The 16,672-nt window shown below is 68.0% G+C and carries 12 protein-coding genes and 1 pseudogene; 9 read left to right on the forward strand and 4 right to left on the reverse strand.

Features of this window, described 5'->3' with window-relative positions; translation table 11 throughout:
• The first annotated feature begins 64 nt into the window (after positions 1 to 64).
• A complete protein-coding gene (locus ACOGXQ_RS19185) occupies positions 65 to 811 on the forward strand; it encodes a lysophospholipid acyltransferase family protein (RefSeq protein ID WP_419945202.1) in 747 nt (248 codons plus the stop codon).
• Positions 808 to 1,308: a CoA transferase gene (locus ACOGXQ_RS19190; protein WP_419945203.1), complete on the forward strand. Its 501-nt coding sequence runs from the start codon at positions 808 to 810 to the stop codon at positions 1,306 to 1,308. The genes ACOGXQ_RS19185 and ACOGXQ_RS19190 overlap by 4 nt, the downstream gene beginning before the upstream one ends.
• A gap of 98 nt (positions 1,309 to 1,406) precedes the next feature.
• Here ACOGXQ_RS19190 and ACOGXQ_RS19195 read toward each other — a convergent pair.
• The 3 genes and pseudogenes from ACOGXQ_RS19195 to ACOGXQ_RS19205 all read right to left on the reverse strand — a co-directional run.
• A pseudogene (locus ACOGXQ_RS19195) lies at positions 1,407 to 1,880 on the reverse strand (type 1 glutamine amidotransferase); the annotation flags it as partial.
• Positions 1,877 to 3,169 (reverse strand): cytochrome P450, encoded by a 1,293-nt coding sequence (locus ACOGXQ_RS19200; protein ID WP_419945204.1) that lies wholly within the window; start codon positions 3,167 to 3,169, stop codon positions 1,877 to 1,879. The pseudogene ACOGXQ_RS19195 and the gene ACOGXQ_RS19200, both read right to left, overlap by 4 nt.
• Before the next feature lie 4 nt (positions 3,170 to 3,173).
• Positions 3,174 to 4,472, reverse strand: a complete 1,299-nt coding sequence (locus tag ACOGXQ_RS19205; protein ID WP_419945205.1) for a cytochrome P450 — start codon at positions 4,470 to 4,472, stop codon at positions 3,174 to 3,176.
• Positions 4,473 to 4,552: 80 nt separating this feature from the next.
• Here ACOGXQ_RS19205 and ACOGXQ_RS19210 point away from each other — a divergent pair, with 80 nt between their 5' ends.
• Positions 4,553 to 5,956 (forward strand): glutamine synthetase family protein, encoded by a 1,404-nt coding sequence (locus tag ACOGXQ_RS19210; protein ID WP_419945206.1) that lies wholly within the window; start codon positions 4,553 to 4,555, stop codon positions 5,954 to 5,956.
• 75 nt (positions 5,957 to 6,031) lie between these two features.
• On the opposite strand, the gene ACOGXQ_RS19215 is transcribed toward ACOGXQ_RS19210, so the two are convergent.
• Positions 6,032 to 7,336 carry a glutamine synthetase family protein gene (locus tag ACOGXQ_RS19215; protein ID WP_419945207.1) on the reverse strand — a complete coding sequence of 435 codons (1,305 nt, stop codon included), beginning with the start codon at positions 7,334 to 7,336 and terminating at the stop codon, positions 6,032 to 6,034.
• 90 nt (positions 7,337 to 7,426) lie between these two features.
• On the opposite strand from ACOGXQ_RS19215, the gene ACOGXQ_RS19220 reads away from it, so the two are divergent.
• The 6 genes from ACOGXQ_RS19220 (at position 7,427) to ACOGXQ_RS19245 (ending at position 16,573) form a co-directional block, all read left to right on the forward strand.
• On the forward strand, positions 7,427 to 8,653 hold the full coding sequence (locus ACOGXQ_RS19220; protein ID WP_419945208.1) for an ABC transporter substrate-binding protein: 1,227 nt from the start codon (positions 7,427 to 7,429) through the stop codon (positions 8,651 to 8,653).
• Between the two features lie 172 nt (positions 8,654 to 8,825).
• Positions 8,826 to 9,572 (forward strand): ABC transporter ATP-binding protein, encoded by a 747-nt coding sequence (locus ACOGXQ_RS19225; RefSeq protein ID WP_419945209.1) that lies wholly within the window; start codon positions 8,826 to 8,828, stop codon positions 9,570 to 9,572.
• A complete protein-coding gene (locus ACOGXQ_RS19230) occupies positions 9,569 to 10,456 on the forward strand; it encodes a branched-chain amino acid ABC transporter permease (protein ID WP_419945210.1) in 888 nt (295 codons plus the stop codon). The genes ACOGXQ_RS19225 and ACOGXQ_RS19230 overlap by 4 nt, the downstream gene beginning before the upstream one ends.
• A 27-nt stretch (positions 10,457 to 10,483) precedes the next feature.
• Positions 10,484 to 12,376: an ATP-binding cassette domain-containing protein gene (locus tag ACOGXQ_RS19235; protein WP_419945211.1), complete on the forward strand. Its 1,893-nt coding sequence runs from the start codon at positions 10,484 to 10,486 to the stop codon at positions 12,374 to 12,376.
• A 10-nt stretch (positions 12,377 to 12,386) separates the two neighbouring features.
• On the forward strand, positions 12,387 to 12,593 hold the full coding sequence (locus ACOGXQ_RS19240; protein ID WP_419945212.1) for a hypothetical protein: 207 nt from the start codon (positions 12,387 to 12,389) through the stop codon (positions 12,591 to 12,593).
• Between the two features lie 509 nt (positions 12,594 to 13,102).
• On the forward strand, positions 13,103 to 16,573 hold the full coding sequence (locus ACOGXQ_RS19245) for a fibronectin type III domain-containing protein (protein WP_419945213.1): 3,471 nt from the start codon (positions 13,103 to 13,105) through the stop codon (positions 16,571 to 16,573).
• Positions 16,574 to 16,672: the final 99 nt, after the last annotated feature.

The following is a 16,672-nucleotide window of genomic DNA, read 5'->3' on the forward strand; positions in this document are numbered from 1 at the left end:
CGAGCGTAGTGACACCGCAGATTCGGATCGGCGCGGACCGCATGCGAGACGCCAGAATCTTGGTGTGACTGCACGGGCGAGCACATGGAGGCTGCGCGGCTCAGGAGGCCTGCTGGCCGCCGACGGGCTTGCGGGGACGCTGACGTTCCGAGCGGTGCGCGGCCTCGTGCGGGGCCTGCTGTTCCGGGCGTTTCGGATGCGGGCATCCGGGCAGGAGCGGCTGCGCGTGGAAGGCACGGTCATCTACGCGCCCGTGCACCGCAGCCATCTCGACGGGCCGCTCATCGGCAGCCTCACCCACCGGCGTGTGCGCTACTTGGGCAAGGAAGAGCTGTTTCATCCCCGTCCGCTCGGCTGGTTCATGCGCTCGGTCGGGACGTTCCCGGTGCGCCGGGGTGAGGCGGACCTCGATGCGCTGCGCGCTGCGCTCGGCCTGCTGCAGGCGGGAGAGGCGATGCTGGTCTTCCCGGAAGGAACCCGCCAGCCCTCCGACGAGATCGGCGAGATCTTCGACGGCACAGCGTGGCTCGCAGCCAAGTCGGGCGCGCCGGTGCTGCCCATCGGCATCGCCGGCACCCGCGAGTCGATGCCCAGCGGTGCGAAGTTCCCCAAGCGGACCCAGGTGGCCATCGTGGTGGGCGAGTCCCTCGAACCGCCGACTGGCGCCGACGGCGCACGAGCCCGTCGTGCCGACATGACAGCGTGGACCGCCACGCTGCGGACCGCGATCGACGACTGCCAGCAGCGAGCGCGGGCACTGGCCGACGAGTCCGGAACGGGCCGGACGCCCCAGCGCGATCTCATCCCGTGATCGATCCCGACCACTGCCCGCCCATCTGGCCGAAGCCCCAGCCGGGCGCGCTCGCCGGTACCCGCATCTGCGACTTCACCGGGCAGCTCGCCGGGGCGGGGGCCACCAAGATTCTCGCCGCCCTCGGCGCAGAGGTGATCCGCATCGAGGATCCGGTCCGCCAAGGCCGCTGGGACATCCTGCGAGGCACGCAGCCCTTCGTAGGCGAGCACCGCGGCATCGAAGCCGGGGGATCGTTCAACAACCACAACGCCGGAAAACTGGGCCTCACGCTCAACCTGCGTGACGACCGGGCGAAGGATCTGCATCGCCGATCCACTCGTCGGCGGGGCCGCAGCGCCTCGAGAATCTGCCAGGGACGCGCCCAGACCTGCTACGTGGCCACGTCGTCGAGGAACCAGTCGATCAGCTCGAAGCAGTTGCGACGGTTGGCGGCCTCATTGCGCGTCACTCCGGCGAGGATCTCCTGGCGAGTGACGCCGCACGATGCCAGGTAGTCGTCAGTCGCCTTGTCGAGCCACTCGGAGGCCAGCGCGACGCTGATCTCAGGATGAAACTGGGTTCCCACGCTGCGGCCCATGCGAAACAGCTGCGGACAGATCTCGCTGCTGGCCAGCAGTTCGGCGCCAAGGGGCAGGTGGAAGCGATCGTGATGCCACTCCATCCACGGGCCGTCCGAGATCGGCAGCGTCACGCCGTCGGGCGGCGAGATCCGGTACCAGCCGATCTCGGTCTCAGGGGAAAGATCGACCGATCCGCCCAGCGCCGCAGCCAGCGCCTGACCGCCGAAACAGATGCCCAGCACCGGCGTGCCGCGCTCATGCGAGCGCCGGATGAGATCCAGCTCCGCACCGATCCAGGGCTTGATGGCGTCCTCGTACACCGACCAGTGCGAACCCGTCACCACGAGCACATCGAAGCTGTCGTCTCCCACGGGCTGGAATTCGGCCGGCTTCGTGCTGTCGGGCACCATCACGTGGACAGTCAGCTCGGCGCCGCGCTCGACCAGTGCGTCGCCGACGAAACCGGGCCGCGACGTTTCCTCGTGCGTCACGACGAGTGCCTTCATGCAGCCAGCTCGCTGACGCGTACCGGCAGGTGCTTGATTCCGGAGATGAAATTGGACCGCAGCCGCTCGGTGGGTCCGTCCGCTTCGATGCGCACCACCCGCCGCAGCAGCTCCTCGAACACCACCTTGATCTCCATGCGGGCCAGCCACGCTCCCAGGCACAGGTGCGGACCGTTGCGGCCGAAGGTCATGTGCTCGTTATCCGGGCGCGCCAAGTCAAAACGGTACGGGTGCGGGAAGCGGTCCTCGTCGTGGTCCGCGCTGATGTAGTACAGCACCACCTTGTCGCCTGCTCGCACCTTGGTGCCGCGGATCTCGGTGTCGCACGTCGCCGTGCGGCGGAAATGCGTCGTGACCGAACTGGAGCGCAGCACCTCTTCGACCGCGGCAGCGGTCAGCGCTTCGTCTCCTGCGAGCACCGCAGCCCGCCATGTGTCGAACAGGTGAGGGTGCGCCATCAGCACCCACAAGCCGTGGGTCATCGTGTAGCGGGTGGTGTCGTTGCCCGCAGCGATGATGAGGGTGAAGAAGTTCTTGAACTCCTGATCGGTGAGCGGCGTGCCGTCGGTGGTCGGCGCCAAGAGCTGGCCGATGACGTCCCCTGTCGGGTGCGCCCGGCGTTTCGCTGCCTGCTCTGCTGCGTAGTTGAAGATCTCGATGGCGACCGGGCTGCGGAACGGCATCAGCCGGAACTCGTCGGTGTCCACCAAGCCCACGGGATAGTCGGTGAAATCGGGATCGGTGTTGCCGAGCAACGCGTCGCCCCACTCCACGAGCTGGTGGCCATCGGCATCGCTGGTTCCCAGCATGCGACCCAGCATTCGCATGGGCAGTTCGGTGGCGACTTCGGTCACGAAGTCGAAGCGCTCGTCTGTCAGCGCCCGGTCCAGCACCTCGCAGGCCAAGGCGCGGATTGCAGTCTCGTAGGTGTTCACGACCCGCGGTGTGAACCCCCGGCTCACCAGCCGCCGGTAGCGGGTGTGCTCGGGCGGGTCCTGCTCCATCATGGTCTTGCGGGCTTCGAGTTCGTCAGGCGCCATGTCCTCGAGGCGTATGCCCTTCGTCGAGGTGAAGGTCTGGGTGTCGCGGCTGACGCGGAACACGTCGTCGTACTTGGTGATCGCCCAGTAGCCGCGACCGTCGACCTCGTCGATCCATGCCACCGGCTCTTCCCGGCGCAGCCGGGCGAACGTGGCATGGGGCACGCCTCGGGTCCAGACGTCGTGGTCGGAGATGTCGGCGTCGTCGGGTCCCAGATCGTCCAGGTACGGCTCGGCCCAGGTGCTCACCGCGTCAGACTCCCACAGCGGGTGCCGCAACGTCGACGCTCACGTCCACTGAGGCGACGCCGTGCACGAAGTTGGACGGGATCCGCACCAAGTTCTCAGCGCTCGCCGGCCGGATGCCGCGGTCCAGCATCGCTTCGAGCAGCACGGTCAGCTCCATGCGGGCCAAGTAGGCGCCGAGACAGAAGTGCGGTCCGCCGCCGCCGAACGCGATCTGCGCGTTGTCCGCCCTCGAGATGTCGAATTCGTCTGGCCGATCGAACACCGCCTCGTCGCGGTTGGCCGACGGGTACCACATCACGACCTTGTCGCCCGCTGAGATCTGGGTGCCGGCCAGCTCGGTGTCGACTGCGGCGGTGCGCCGCATGTGCAGGATCGGCGATGCCCAGCGGATGACCTCCTCGACTGCGTTGGGAAGCAAGCCACGATCCGCCACCAGCCGATCCCACTGTTCGGGGTGGTCAGCGAACGCCATCGTCCCGTGCGTGATCGCGGTACGGGTGGTCTCGTTGCCGCCGAACACGAGCACTTGGAAGAAGTTGCGGAACTCCGCAGCGGTGAGACGGTCGCCGCACACCTCGGCATGCACCAGGTGGCTGACCAGGTCGTCCGTGGGTTGGGCGAGACGCTCGTCGCTCAGCTTCGCGCCGTAGGAGTACAGGCCCCATGCGGCCGGGCTGCCGAAGGGGAGCAGCCGCAGCGGCGTGGTGTTGCCGTAGGCGTCAGGCGGCAGCGACTGGCTCTCGGTGGTGCCCTCGACCAGGTGGTTCGACAGCTCCACCATGTAGTCGGCATCTTCGGGCGGCACCCCCAGGATCGCGATGATCACCCGGATCGGCAGCGGCGCCGCGACGAGATCCACCCAGTCGCCGCCGCCGCGTTCGACCACCGCGTCGAGCAACTCGTCGGCGATATCGCGGGTGCGCTCGTTGTACCGGCGCATCTGGCGCGGCGTGAACGCCTTGGAGACCACGCGACGCAAGCGGGTGTGCGCCGGCGGATCGTGCTCGAGGATCGAGCGACGGGCCTCGAGTGCGTCAGCTTCGAGATCCCACAGGTTCACGTGCCCGATCGCCGACGAGAAGCGCTCGGGATGGCGGGACACCTCGCAGACGTCGGCGTGCCGCGTCACCGCCCAGAAGCCCCCGTCCACATTTGGCTCGGCCTCGTAGCGATTCCAGTGCAGCCCTGGCAGCCGGCGCAGTGCCCGGAAATCCTCCCATGCGATGCCGTGCGAGTAGCGGCTTGCATCGGCGATGTCGATGTCGGACGGCGAAGGGCTGTCGACGGTGCTTTCGCTGGTCACAGCCGAATGGTAAGCCTGTGGCCGCTCGCAGGCAGGCCAAACCCGTCGTCGCCGCACCCCCAGCAACGAGGAGACCAACCATGACCAGACTCACCTCGATCGACAGTCCCGATTTCGGGGGAACATCTTCGGCGGAGGCTTCGGCGGGCGGGGTCATCGCCGCTGTCGAGCAACGGCTGCGCTTCGCCGATGTGCACACCGTCGAGGTGGCCATCGTCGACACCTACGGTCACCTGCGCGGCAAGCGGTTCCCGCTGGGCCATTTCCTGCGTTCGGTGGCCGAGGGCGGCTGCCACCTCGCCGACGCCATCTACATCTTCGACCTGCACAACGACCTGGTCGACAGCCCGTACATCAACATGGCCAAGGGCTTCCTGGACACGCACTTGGTTCCCGATCTGGGCACGCTGCGGCTGTTCGGGCACCGCAGCGGTTACGCGCTGGTCTTCTCGGACAGTCTCGATCCGGCCCATGAGCTGCACCCGATTGCCCCGCGCACGGTGCTGGCCCGCCAGATCGAGCGGTGCGAGGCGCTCGGCTACAGCCCGGTGGTGGCCACCGAGATGGAATTCTACCTGTGCGAGCACGACTGGTCGTTCACTCAAGAACACATCCAGTACTCGTCGCTCACCGATCGGAGCGATATCGAAGCGGTGCTGCTGGCCATGCGGCTCGCGATGATCGATTTGGGCATTCCGGTGGAGTCTTCGAATCCCGAGTACGGGCCCGGCCAGATCGAGATCAATGTCGCTCACGCCGACGCCATGACCACCGCGGACAACACGGCGCTCTACAAGAGCATCGTCAAGGAGATCGCGGAGGAGACCGGCTTGAAGGCCACTTTCATGCCCAAGCCGTGGACCGAGCCCTCAGGCAGCGGCATGCATGTGCACACCAGCCTGTCCAACGGGGACGGGAACGTGTTCGCATCGTCTGCGGAGGCTCCCGATGAGGTGATGTCGCAGTGGCTGGGCGGCCTGCTGGACAACGCCGGTGCGCTGTCGCTGCTGGGCAGCCCGGTGCCGAACGGCTACAAGCGCGTGCGTCCGTACACGTTCGCGCCCACGCACGTGCACTGGGGGCTCGACAACCGGTCGGTGATGTGTCGCTGCACGGTTGGCGCGGGCAGCGCAAACCGTGTCGAGTTCCGGTCAGCAGGCGCTGACGCCAACCCCTACCTCATGATCGCCGGATTGCTGGCAGCCGGTGCTGACGGGCTCGAGCGGGGCGCCGATCCGGGTCCGATGAGCGAGGGTGACAAGTACGACGACCCCGGCGAGGCGGTGCCGCTGCCCAACAACGCAGCCGACGGCATTGCGGCGTACGAGGGCAGCGCCCTGGCGGCAGCGCTCGGCGAGGAGTTCTCGACGAATTTTGTGCTGATGGCCAAGGCCGAGTTGGACAAGTTCGTCGACGCCGGGTGCGATCCGGCGGGCGACGACGTGACCGATTGGGAGCGCAAGCGCTACATCGAGTTCACCTGAGCAAGTCCGACCCGCTGGGTCTTGCGGGGCCGTCTCGGCCGCTGCCGTCCGGCTCGGCGACTGCCGAGTGGCGGCTCAGTGGTACGGCAGGTACTCGTTGATCTCCCACTCGCTGATGTCGTCGGAGGGCTTACCCACCGCAGCAACGTAGCGCTCCCACTCGGCGTCTTTGATGGCGAGGAAGTTGTCGGCGAGGTCGCTGCTGACCGCCTCGGCCAGCGCTGGATCGGCTCGCAAGTGGCCCAAGGCATCCGCCAGGTTCAACGCCGAGGTGACCTCGGTGTTCCACGCCTCCATGCCGTCATTGGTCTCCGGCTCGGGGCACTCGAGCTCGTCCGCCAAGCCCAAGCGTGCCGCCTGCAGCACGGCGGCAATGGCGGTGTGGGCATTGCAGGCGCCGTCGGCCAAGCGTGACTCGATGCGCGTGCGTTCGCCTCGCTCGGGCGGCACGCGGGTGCCCACCACGCGGTGGTCATATCCCCAGTTCGCTCTCCGGCCGCTGAAGGTGAACGGCCGCAGGCGCCGGTAGGCATTGACCGTCGGGGCGCACAGCGGCGTGAGTCCTTGGTGATGGGCGCACAGGCCGGCCAAGCACGACTTGGCCAGCTCCGACAACCCGTCGGGGGTGCTGGGATCGGCGAGAGCGTTGTTGCCGTCGCCGTCGACCAGTGAGAAGTTCACGTGGACCCCGTTGCCCTCCAGTTCGGCATACGGTTTGCCCAGGAAGGTCAGCCGGCGTCCGTGATCCATGGCCCGCTCACGGGCAAGCACCCGGAACAGGAACGCGTCGTCAGCGGCCCGCAGCGCATCGGTGTAGCGCAGGGTCAGCTCGAACTGGCCGGAGTCGAATTCGGCGTTGACGGACTCGAGCACGATCTCGCTGCCGGCCGCGAGATCCACTATGTCGTCGATCAAGCCGATCGGGTCCACGAGTCGCCCCGTTCCGTACACATACGACTCGGGCGTGTCCCACCGCCGCCAGCCGTGCTCTTCGGTGAGCTCCAGCACGTAGGCCTCGAATTCGATGCCCACCATCGGGCGGTAGCCCAAGGCCTCCCAGTCGGCGATCGCCTTGCGCAGCGCGTACCTTGCCGAGTAGCGGAACGGCTCGCCGCGCTGGGACAGGTCGCAGACCGCCACCTGGGTGCGGTCGTCATCCCAGCCGGGACGCAGATCCGACTCCTCGAAGGTGGCGTGCATGTCGGGAAAGCCGTCTAACACGCCCGACCCGGGCGCTGCGATGAACGAGCGGTCGTAGGCCAGGCTGAAGACGGCCGCCGCATGGCCGGTGCCTTCGTGGGCAAAGGCGGCCGGGACGTACTTGCCTCGAGCGAGACCGAGATGGTCGGGCCACAGCATGCGAACGCGGTCGTTGGCCATGAGTCGTTCCTTCCCGAGACTCAGCAGAAGCTATACGGCCCGCAATCCGGGTAGGGCTAGCATCGACTCGATCCACGGGAGGGATCCACCATGAGACGACGCATCTTGGCCTTGCTGGCCGTGGTCGCACTGCTCGGCGCAGCATGCGGCGGCGACGACACGGCCGAAGCCGGCGAGTCAGCCGGCGCGACGATGACCAGCATCGACATCGATCACATCCTGAGCGCCGATCTGTCGGCGTGCGAGGAGGCGCCCACGGGTGACCCGATCCGGGTCGGCATGGCGATGGACTTCAGCGACGTGGTCGGATTCGTCGACATTCCCGGCTCGAAGCTCGTGCCCTACATCGCAGAGCTCGCCAACTGCCGTGGCGGCTTCAACGGCCGGCCAGTCGAAGTGCGCGTCGCCGAAGTCGGCGACGACGCTGCGCTCGCCACCAACGTCCTGCTGGACTGGGGCGCGCACTTCCTGATCGGCCCGCCCTTCGCAGACTTCGCGCTGCCGATTCTGCGGACCACCGACGGCGAGGTGCCGCTGTTCGTGGCCGCATCCACCGAGCCCACGCTGGCGGACGCCTCGATCAACTCGTACTTGGTCACCTTCGATGACCATCAGATGTCGGGGGCAGCCGCCCAGTGGGCACTCGACCAGGGCATCACCAGGGCCATCGTGTTCACCGAAGGCGAGGGCATCCCCTACACGGGCGTTAATCCCGACGCGTTCATGGCCGCCTTCGAAGCCGGCGGCGGCGAGGTCGTCAGCGTGCAGACATACGTGTGGGCTGGCGACACCGACTTCTCCCCGCAGGTGAACGAGATCGCCGGGATCTCGGAGAACAACGAGGTGGTGTTCTCGGCCGCGCTGGGCTTCCAGGTGACAGCGCTGCGCGGGCAGCTCGAAGGCCAAGGCCTGGACGGACTCACTTACGTCGGCACCGACGCGCTCGATGCCACCGGCATCCAGGTCGAGACCAACAACGAGGGCATTGCCCACACGCCGCACACCAGCATCACCGCAGGCGACCGGATCGACTCGATGCTCGCTGCGTTCGAGGCCGCGAAGGGCGAGGCGCTGGACAGCCGTGGCTTCATGGCGCTGTATGTCGACTCGATGTTCTTGGGCATCCAAGGCATGCTCGACTGCGGCTGCGACGACACCGCCGAAATCGGCGAGGCCGTCAAGCAGATCTCTGGTTTTCAGGGGCTGTCGGGCGAGATCGCTTATGAAGGCACTAACGGCATCCCGCCGAAGGCAGTGCCGATCAACCGCATCACCAACGGCGAGGATGTGCTCGTCGCCACGATCACGATCAACTAGAGGCTGAGTCGACAGGCGAAGCTGCGCCCCGAGCGGCCCGCGAGCACAGCGAACATCAGCCGGAAGCATGAGGTGCTGCGAGGTGAAGGTTCGCCCAAGCCCGCAGCCTCTTGGCATCGCTCGGCGCGCCACGACGGGCACAGTGCCACCCATCGTGAGCTGAGCGGCTCCCATGCTCGAAGTTGAAGGGCTCACCGCTCGCTACGGCTCCATAGCCGCATTGCGCAATGCATCGCTGAACGTCGGGTCCGGTGAGGTCGTCGGTCTCATCGGACCCAACGGTGCGGGCAAGACCACGCTGCTCTCCGCCATCGCCGGGCTCATCGAGCCGGCCGAGGGCCGCGTGACCTTCGAGCGCGACGACATCACCGGGCACACGCCCGAGAAGCTGCTGCGCTCGGGCGTGGCGCTTGTGCCCGAGCACCGTCGCATCTTCGCCGACCTCACCGTGGAGGAGAACCTGAAGATCGGCGGGGTCACCGTGGCGCCGGCGAAGCGGGCCGAACTGCTGGACGAGATGGCCGAGCGCTTCGAGGTGCTCTCCGAGAAGTGGGATGTCCCGGCCGGGTTCCTGTCTGGCGGCGAGGCGCAGCAGTTGGCGATCGCCAGGGCGCTGATGTCGGCCCCCCGGCTGCTGATGATGGACGAGCCCTCCCTGGGGTTGGCGCCGGTGCTCGTGGACTTGGTGTTCGAGCTGATCGACACGTTGCGCGACCAGGGCCGCGCGCTGCTGGTGGTGGAGCAGAACGCTGCCCGGATGCTGGAGGTGTCCGACCGCGCCTACGTGCTGCGCAGCGGCGAAATCGTGGCCACGGGCACGGGCGCCGAGCTGAGCCGGCGAGACGATCTGTTCGACACCTTCGTCGGTCACGACGCCGGCAATGGCACTCCCCGACACGCCCAGGACGGTCCGCGATGACCGAGCTGGCGCAGAACCTCATCGACGGCTTGGGCCGGGGCAGCATCTACGCGCTGCTGGCGCTGGGCGTCGCCGTGGTCTTCGGCGTCATGCACCTGCTGAACTTCGCCCACGGCGAGCTGATAACCGTCGGCGGCTACGTGGCGCTGTGGACCCTCGGCGCGGGCTGGTCGTGGTACCTCGTGGCGCCGCTGATCGTGGTGAGCGCTGTGCTGACGTCGCTGGTGATCGAGCGGGTCGCGTTCTCACGGGTGCGGGGCAGTTCCGACTTCACGCTGCTGCTCACCTCCTTCGGCGTGCACTTCGTGATCTCCGCCATCTTCCTGTTGTACGTGTCCGCGTCGGTCAAGCCGTTCGACCGCCCGACCTGGGTCACCAACACGTACTCGGTCGGGCCGCTCAACATCGAGGTGTACGACACCGCCGTCATCGTCGTGACCCTGCTGACGCTGGCAGGCACGACGTGGCTGGTGCAGCGGACCATGTTCGGGCTGTCGCTGCGCGCCGCCGCGGCCGATTTCGACACGGCTCGGCTGATGGGCGTGCGCTCGGACACCGTGATCCGGGGCGCCTTCGCGCTGTCAGGGCTGCTGGCCGGCATCGCCGGGGTCTTCTGGCTGATGCGCGCCGGCAGCATCAGCCCGAGCGCGGGCATCGCCCCGATGCTCAAGGGCGTGCTGGCGGCACTCATCGGCGGCCTCGGCAGCCTGCGCGGAGCGGTGATCGGCGGGCTGGTGCTGGGACTGGCTGAGGTGCTGTTGCGTTCGCGCCTGCCCGACAGCGTCGCCGGCCTCACCGAGGGCGTCGTCTTCGGGCTGATCGCGCTGCTGTTCATCTTCAGGCCCCAGGGCTTGGTCACCGTCAGACACGCAGAGCGGGTCTGATCGGGTGGGTCGGATCGAGCGGGTCTGATGTTCCCTCGCCTCGGGCGTGACGTCGGATTCCCGGTCTTGGGCTGCGTCGTGCTCTTCGCCGTGTTCCTGGCGGCCGGGCTGATCTACGAGAGCTTCCAGGGCCGGGCGGCCGAGCGTCTGGTGACGGTCATGCTGATCGACGCCATCATCGTGCTGGGCATCCAGATCTACGTCGGCAACACCGGCGTGCTGTCGTTCGGGCATATCGGCTTCGGCGCCATCGCCGGCTACGCCTTCGCGGTCTTCGCCATCAGTCCCGACGAGAAGCTGAAGCGCATCGATGACGCCCCGTTCGGATTGGATGAGGTGCTGCTGAACCCGGTGCTGGCCGGCGTCGTGGCCATCGGGGTGACGGTGGTCGTGGCGGCGATGGTGGGCGTCGGCTTGGCCCGCTCGGGCGCGGAGTCGGGCGCTGTCGCGGCAACGGTCATCACCTTGGCGTTGCTGTTCGTCACCCATGAGGTGGCCCGCAACTGGCCCGACCTGACCGGCGGCAGCCGGGCGGGTCTGACGTTCAAGATCGGCGCCGCGCTCGACAGCCGGCTGCCGATCTATCTCTGCCTGTTCGGGGCGCTGATCATTGCCCGGCTGTATGCGCAGAGCCGCAGCGGCAAGCTTGCGGTCGCGGCGAGGGAGGACAATCTGGCCGCCCGTGCCATGGGCGTGAACCCGCTGGTGCAGCAGACCGCGGCGTTGCTCATCTCGGTGGCGGTGGTCAGCATCGGGTCGTCGCTGCGGGTGTACGAGAACGGCTCGATCCTGCCCGACGACTTCTTCTTCAACTACACGCTGCTGACGCTGGCGATGCTGATCGTGGGCGGCCGCAACAGCGTCACCGGCGCGCTGGCTGGTGTCGCGGTGATGACGATCGGGCGCGAGGCGGCGCGACGCCTCGGCCAGGACGGCTACGAGCTGTTCGGGCTGAGCTTGGACGCCGGGCTGTTGGACTGGATCTTCCGGGAGAACTTGCAGACGGTGTTCTTGGGCTTGGCGATGCTGGGCTTCATGATCTTCCGCTCCGAGGGATTGCTGGGGGATTGGGAGCTGGACGCGTGGCTGTGGCGTCGCTGGCAGCGTCGCCGGCCTGCCGAGCGGCCCGAGCCGTTGGCGGAGGTGGTGCCGGTGGGCTTGCACGCCGAGGTGTCTCGCCAGGGCGCAGCTCTCGACGTGGGGGAGCTGGTTGTCGATTTCGGCGGCTTCCGGGCGCTCGACGGGGCCGGGCTGACCGTTGCCCCCGATGAAGTCGTGGGTCTGATCGGGCCGAATGGCGCCGGCAAGACAACGCTGGTGAACGTCATCACCGGGGTGGTGGAGCCGGCATCGGGCTGGTTCAAGTTGGGAGACCGGGTGCTGAACTCCGAGCCGAGCCATGAGATCGCACGGGCCGGCTTGGTGCGCACGTTCCAGAACCTGAGGCTGTTCGGGGCGCTGACCGTGCGCCAGAATGTGGAGCTGGCCGGCCGTGTGGCGGCCCGGCACCGGCCGGGGCTGCATCCAGGCGTGGACGAGCTGGTTGCCGAGGCGGGCCTGTGGGACGTGCGCGATCGCCGGGTCCGCGAGCTCGACTACGGCAGTGCACGGCGGCTCGAGCTGGCACGTGCCGCGGCGATGGCGCCCGCCTTCTTGCTGCTGGACGAGCCCACGAGCGGCATGAGCGACGCTGAGTCCGCCGAGATGATTGGACGCGTCCGGCATATGGCCGCAGCGGTCGACGCCGGCGTGCTGGTGATCGACCACGACCTCAACTTCATCACCGGCATCAGCGATCGGATCTACGTGCTCGACCAGGGCCAGGTCATCAGCGCCGGCACGCCTGAGGAGGTGCAAGCGGACCCAGCGGTGCAGGCCGCCTACCTCGGCGCTGAAACCGGTGCGCAACCCTCGGCCTGAAGGGGCTCAAGTGTCTGCGACATCGAAGTCCGCCACGAGACTCAAGCGCCATTCGAACGGCGACGCGGACCTCCGCCAGCGCGGAGTCGATGTCGGCCGCCAGCGGGCCGCTGCGGTCCCCGCCCGCCCACGCCTGCTCGCGCACCCGCCCAGCCGCGTCAAGCAACACCGCCGCGCCGTCCGCGCCGAGCCCGGTGAGCACCCGATACAGCGCTGAGTCCGACGCAACTTCGCCGAACGGCTCGTGCTGCGCCCTCAGATGCTCGATGTCGCTGCACGCCTCACCGCCCCAAGCGGCCGTCAACAGCCCATGGGTCAGCATCACGCCGCGGTCGTGCATCGGGGCGCGCTCCCCGCTTTGGGGCGCCGCGGCCGACAGCGCGTCCGTCAGCCCGACACGGTCCGCGAAGCCGCCCAAAGCGGACAGCCCGCGCCCCACGCCACCCGTTGCCCGCCGCCTGCCAGACACGCACTTGCGGCTCGGTTTGTCTGTGTTGGTTTGGATGTGTTGTATGGTGTCGGCTTGTTGCCGGCAGGGATGTCGGCAGGCCGGTGTTGTGTCGGTTGTGTTGTCGGCTGTTTTGTGGAGGCTGGTGCGGTGAGCGGTTCTGTGCGGTTCGGTGGGGCTTGTGGTGTGGGGCGTGTGGTGGGTGTGCGGCGTGGCGGCGGGTTGCCCCCCCCCCCCCCCGGAGAAGCGTGCGGCGTTGGGGTGCGGCGTTTGCGGTGTTGGCGTTGTGCGCGTCGGTGGCGGTGCCGGTGGGTGCCAGCGAGTCGGTGCCGGAGCTGGTTGGGGTGGCGGTTGCGAGTGATGCTGCGGGTGAGCTGAGGGTTTGGTGGGAGGCGCCTGAGCTGGCGCCGTTCGAGTATCGGGTGCGGTGGGCGCGCGACGATTTGGAGTATCTGTCGTGGCGACAGCCCGATGAGGCCGGTCGGGGCAATGCGTGGCCGGGTGGTGACGCGACGTCGGTGACGCTGTCTGGTCTTGATGAGGGCGCCGGTTACAAGGTGATGGTGCGGGCGCGGTTCCGCACCGCTGAGGGCAAGGTGGCCGCGTCGCCGTGGAGCGACGAGCTCACTGTTACCGTCGCCGCCGCGCCGGTCGCCTCACAGCACCAGCAAGACCCCTACCAGGACGATCAGTCTGAGCAGCCCCAGCAGGACGACCAGGCCGAGCAGGAGGTCCAGGGTCAGCAGGAGGCCCAGCAGCAGGAGCAGGACGATCAAGAGCAGCAGCAGGCCCAGCAGAAGTCTGACCCGCAGCAGGATGAGGAGGCCCAGCAGGGCGAGGCCCAGCAGTCCCAGCAGCAGGAGGCCGAGGATCAGCAGGCCCAGCAGTCCGAGCAGGAGCAGGAGTCCGGCCAGCAGGAGCAGGGGTCCGAGCAGGCGCAGGAGGGGTCTGAGGGGTCTGGGCTGGGCTGGGGCGAGATCGGCGGGTTTGTGGTGTCGAGCGGTGCGCCGGGGGAGTTGACGATTTCGTGGTCGACGCCGGATCCGGTGCCGGATGATTATCGGGTGATGTGGGCGCAGGAGGATCTGGGGTGGCTGACCTATCGGCGGCTGGGCGACGGCGAGACCCGCGGGAACCTGTACCCGGCGGGCGATGTGACGTCGTTCACGCTGCGGAACCTGCCTGTGGGCGTCACCTACAAAGTGCAGATGCGCGCCCGCTACGGCGTCACCGGCTCGGGGCCGTTCGCGCGCACCGAGCGCAGCGGCCCGCTCACCGGTCTGGCCACCGTCGAGATCGCCGACACGGTGCCGCTGCCGGGCGCGCCGCGGCTGACGGGCACTGCGCTGGGCCCGTTCGGGGCGGTGACGCTGTGGTGGGCCGCGCCTGCCGAGGGCGGCCCCGTGGAGGGCTATCGGGTGTGGCGCGGCCCACGGCCTGACGAGCTGGCGGTGATCGCGGACGGCCTCGCCGCTGAGGTGACCACTTACACCGACACGACCACGCCGCCGGGCCAGACGCTGCACTACGCCGTGCAGGCCTACAACGGCACCGGAACCGGGCCCGCCTCTGGCGCCCTCAGCGCTGCCACGCCCGCGCTGCCCCAAGCACGCGCCGAGCCGGTGCTGATCGAGCCGGTGCTGGTCGAGTTCGTCGACCCCGAGCCGCTCATCGCCGCCCCCCAGAACGCAGAGACCCCGCTGGTCACCAACTTCGCGTACGGCACCGCAAGTGCCACTAGCCAGCTTCTCGGAGGGGCTGTGGATGGGACGGCGCAGGCGTTCCAGTTGGACCCTTCCTCGGGCAGCTGGCGGCTCGAGGCGGTCGAGCTGCAGATGAGGCGGCGGCAGTCAAGCATACGGAACCGGGGCCGTGTGACGATTCACGCCTCCCAGGGCCATTTTCCCGGTGAGGTGCTGTGGGAGCTGACCCCGCCGGCGGACTATCTCACCGACGCCGACACCGACTTCCGCACCTACCGGTTCAGCGCGCCCGAAGGCGCCGTCCTCGAGCAGGGCGACACCTACTGGCTGGTTCTGGAACATCTGGAGAGCGGCGCGGCCGAGGCGACCCTTTCGGGGGCGACCAGAAGGCCGGCGGCGTTTGCGGTCCTCTCGGACAACCAGGACGGTCCCGGCTTCTCCATATGGGATTACATCCTGACTCGCGGGATCGGGGACGCCTGGAACCTGTCGACCTCAAATAGCCGGGTTGCGTTGGCGGTGTACGGGGAGCAGTTCGACGAGCCTGGTAATGAGGCGTCGCGCAGTGTGGTGGCTGCGGGTGGTTCGGTTGGGGGTGCGTTTCATCGGTCGCGTGATGTGGACTGGTTCAAGATGACGGGTTTGGAGGCGGGCCGGGTGTATGTGGTCGATGTGCGGGGCGGCAGCGCCCGGCGGGCGGCGATCGTGGCGATCTATGACAGCGACGGCGCTCAGCTTGCCGGGTCGGGCGCGAGCAACGATTACCAGTTGCACAGCGTCGGGGAGCTTGCTCGCCGCAGGGCGTATTTCTCGCCGCCGTCGGATGGGGATTATTTCGTGGGGGTGGAGCTGCCGCATCTGTCGGGTGGGGTGTGGGCGTTCTACAGCGATGTGGTGTCGGATCCGGCGTCGGCGCCGGCTGGTGCGCTGGTGGATCGCTGCCACAGGTGCGGGCTCCGGGAGGCGTATGTGGTGCTGTCCACCTATACGGTGGCGGTCACCGACCTGCGCAGCACCACCGTTCATTCTCTGGGCACTCAAGTCGCTGCGGACGCGGCGACGGTGGCGGTGGGGTCGAGCGTGGAGGGGTTCTTGCACGACAGCTTCACGCTCGGCGCGCTCACGACCGGCGCGGGCGCGCAGCTGGTGCGGGTGGAGGGGCTCGAGGCGGGCCGCCGCAACCAGTTCACGCTCAGGATGCACGACATCGGCGGGTCGCTGCTCAACGACGTCAGGCCGTTTATCTCCAACATTAACGTCGACTTCGACGTCGCTTCGGAGGGGATGATAAGCCTTCATGACTTCGGGGTTGCGGGGGGCTTTTCCCGCACCAGCGGCTCCTGGGAGCATTGGTTCACCCAGGCCGCTTCGGACTATGTGCGCACGGCGGCCAATTTCGAGAACGAGGCGCTCCATCTGTCTGCCCATGACGGCTCGCTCAACCAGCCGCCGAGCGCGTATTTGGGGTCGCGTTACACGCTGTATGCGTGGGGCGAGGCCGAGGATCCCGTGGGGGAGGCCCCGGGCGAGGACCTGCCCGGCACCGACGGGTGGCGCTGGCGGCTGCGCCGGCATCTGTTCACGCCGGGGTTCGTGAGCGCCGACGCCGGAGAGGCGGCGGTGTCGGCGACGGTGGACCGTGACGGTGACAGCGACTGGTTCCGGGCGTGGATGAGCATGCACGACTACAACACCGCGACGGTCACCCAGACCGCGTCGGCGGGCTGTCTGCGGGTGCGCATGTACCAGTCCCCCACGATCGTCGACGTGGGGGTTCCGTGGGTCCGCGGCGAGAGCGAGTGGTCGAACGCGACGCGCATCACCGCCGCCTGGGACCCCTACTACGACCACGGCGGGCTGCGCGAGCAGTTCACCTTCGAGGGCATCCACTACATCAGCGTCGAGGCCGGCCCGCTGTACACCCACAACACCGACAGCACCACCCGCTGCACCCTCGCCGGGCTGAGCAACACCCAGCGAGCCGACTACACCCGATCGAACCCCCGCACCGAATACACCGTCACCTTCACCAAGGGGCTTATGTAGAATAGTTTCCTGCAACGGTGCGACCAGCAAGAACGTTGATGGATGTGAAAAGCGTTTCCGCAGGTCACAGCCGTGTCGTCAACTATTGTATGCAAGCCC

It is taken from the genome of Candidatus Poriferisodalis sp. (assembly GCF_965208485.1).
Taxonomy (GTDB): Bacteria; Actinomycetota; Acidimicrobiia; order Acidimicrobiales; family Poriferisodalaceae; genus Poriferisodalis.